Here is a 2261-nt window from a genome sequence, read left to right on the forward strand (position 1 = left end):
CACTCGTCTTCCTCATCGTCATAAACACGTTCGCCATGGATAGCTATGTATTCTTCACGCTTCTTATCCAATTCTTCCCAGATGGGTTCGTCAATAGCGTCAATCGTCTGAATTTCTTCCAAACTCATCTCATTTGCTTCATCAAAAGTTAGAGATAAGATATCTTGGTGCTTTTCCTTGAATTCCTCGATTGTTAGCCATGTGTTCTTATCATCTTCACTGATTTGTCCATCAATAGCAATCGCAATTTCAAGCGCCATAATATACATAGCACGTTTATCAACTGTTAAAACATCCAAATAATTAGAAGCGATTCTTAGGTATTTTCCCTTTTCTCTACCGTCGCTTTCGTAACTTCCTTCATAATCCAAATCAATATTTTCATACATTTGGGAATTTATTGCACTGCTTCCTTTAACCTTGGCATCTTTCCAACGAGAGCCACTTGCTCCCCACTTATCTAACCGCAAAGATAAATAGAAGTCATTTTGCAACATTTCATCATCCCCGACATTTGAGAAACTTATTTTTTGACCATTTCTTTCTTTAAACCACATCTTCCATGCGAGTTCTCTGTAGCCAAATGGCAATTTTCTAGTATAGTCACCTTTTATATATAGTCTCACTCGTCTTCCTCATCGTCGTCCAACTCCACCTCTCCATGGATTCGGATATACTCCTCGCGCTTCCTATCCAATTCTTCCCAAAGAGGCTCGTCTATGGCTTTCAAAACCTTTATCTCTTCTAAACTAATATCGACTGCTTCGTCGTAGGTCATATTCAGTAGGTCTTTATGTTTCGTTTTGAATTTTTCAACACTCAGCCATGTTTCTTTGTCGTCTTCGCTGATTTGACCGTCAATGACAGATGCTACCTCAATCGCCATGATATAGAGAGCTCGCTTGTCAGCCGTTAGAATATCCTTATGAGTCGTGATTATTCGAAGACAGTCTCCTTTTTCTCGCCCATCACTTTCATAAGAATTTTCAAAATTTAAATTTAAATTTTCACGCTTAAAAGTCGCCCAAGAGTCTTTTCCTATTCTAAAATCAGCCATTCCCCAACGCTCATCATTTGAAGAAAATTTATCTAGAGTTAAACTCAAATAAAAATTTTCATTAAATGCGTAAGAAAAACCAACTTCCACACCTTTGCGTTCTTTGAACCACATTTTCCAAGGAAATTCCATACAGGTTTGGTATATACTAGTTTCGTAGTTGCCTTTAAGATATAGTCTCACTCATCGTCCTCATCGTCATACACACGTTCGCCATGAATTTTTATGTACTCTTCTCGAAGCCTTTCTTCCTCTTCCCATAGAGGATCTCTTACCGGTACAATTGTCTTTAATTCTTCCAAACTGATGTCAACAGCTTCATCATAAGTTAGTGAAAGAACATCCTTATGATATTCCTTAAATTCTTCTACACTTAGCCAACTTTGCTTGTCGTCTTCGCTAATCTGACCATCAATGGCAGATGCTACTTCAATAGCCATAACGTATAAAGCGCGCTTGTCAACCGTCAAAATATCTACATGAGTTGAGGCAATTCGAAGAAACTCCCCCTTTTCGCGGTCGTCGGAAATAAAGGCATGTTCAAATTCAAGTTCAATATCTTCATATTGCAAGGATAACCAAGGATTGCTCGGAATTATAAAAGGAGCCTTATCCCATCTTTCGTCAACTGAAGCCCATTTGCGCAACTCTGCTCCGAAATAAAAATCATCTTGCAACATCTCATCATCACCAACGTTGGAGTAACTTATTTTCTTGCCATTCCGTTCCTTAAACCACATCTTCCAAACTAGTTCTCTAGTAGTAAATGTTATTTTTTTAGCATAATCACCTTTGATGTATAGTCTCATATTGTCCACCTAGTTCCCGTAATAAATTCGATAACCCTTAAAAATCCTATTAATTATCTCTTCCTTTGTGTTTGTATCAAGTTTCCTTAGTTGGCGATTGGTATTTACCCAATCTTCTATAGATTTTCTTCCAGAAATTGTATTTACTTCAATATATTCATCAAGCGAATAGCCTGACTTTCCACTTCCAGATTGAACCTGGAAAATTCCATCACCATTAGTACCACTGCTTGGCTCCCAATCCACACGAAGGTTCACTTTTCGATTTCCTACTCGGGCTTCAATTAGTTTACCACCCCTGCCAGAAATGGTCTTACTCGTAGGTCTATTTGCCTGCCAGCTGTCGTAGTTGCTAGAATAATTAACCTGAATTTCGCCATTTTGTAAGGCCGTCT

At 38.3% G+C, this 2261-nt stretch carries 3 protein-coding genes and 1 pseudogene; all 4 read right to left on the reverse strand.

Annotation, left to right across the window (positions count from 1 at the left end; all coding sequences use genetic code 11):
- The coding region (locus HMPREF2701_RS06845; protein WP_061590544.1) for a hypothetical protein at window positions 1-626 on the reverse strand (626 nt) is incomplete at its 3' end.
- The gene (locus HMPREF2701_RS06850) at window positions 623-1240 is read right to left on the reverse strand and encodes a hypothetical protein (RefSeq protein WP_042750694.1); all 618 of its coding nucleotides are present in this window, start codon (window positions 1238-1240) and stop codon (window positions 623-625) included. The genes HMPREF2701_RS06850 and HMPREF2701_RS06845, both read right to left, overlap by 4 nt.
- Window positions 1237-1866 carry a hypothetical protein gene (locus tag HMPREF2701_RS06855; protein WP_061590542.1) on the reverse strand — a complete coding sequence of 210 codons (630 nt, stop codon included), beginning with the start codon at window positions 1864-1866 and terminating at the stop codon, window positions 1237-1239. The genes HMPREF2701_RS06850 and HMPREF2701_RS06855 overlap by 4 nt, the downstream gene beginning before the upstream one ends.
- Before the next feature lie 9 nt (window positions 1867-1875).
- A pseudogene (locus HMPREF2701_RS06860) lies at window positions 1876-2261 on the reverse strand (virulence protein); the annotation flags it as partial.

Source organism: Streptococcus sp. HMSC077D04 (genome assembly GCF_001808785.1).
Lineage (GTDB): Bacteria > Bacillota > Bacilli > Lactobacillales > Streptococcaceae > Streptococcus > Streptococcus mitis_BX.

Bases quoted from the DNA above. Each gene is read 5' to 3' on its own strand.
- HMPREF2701_RS06855 (WP_061590542.1), bottom strand. From the start codon at position 1,866: ATGAGACTATACATCAAAGGTGATTATGCTAAAAAAATAACATTTACT.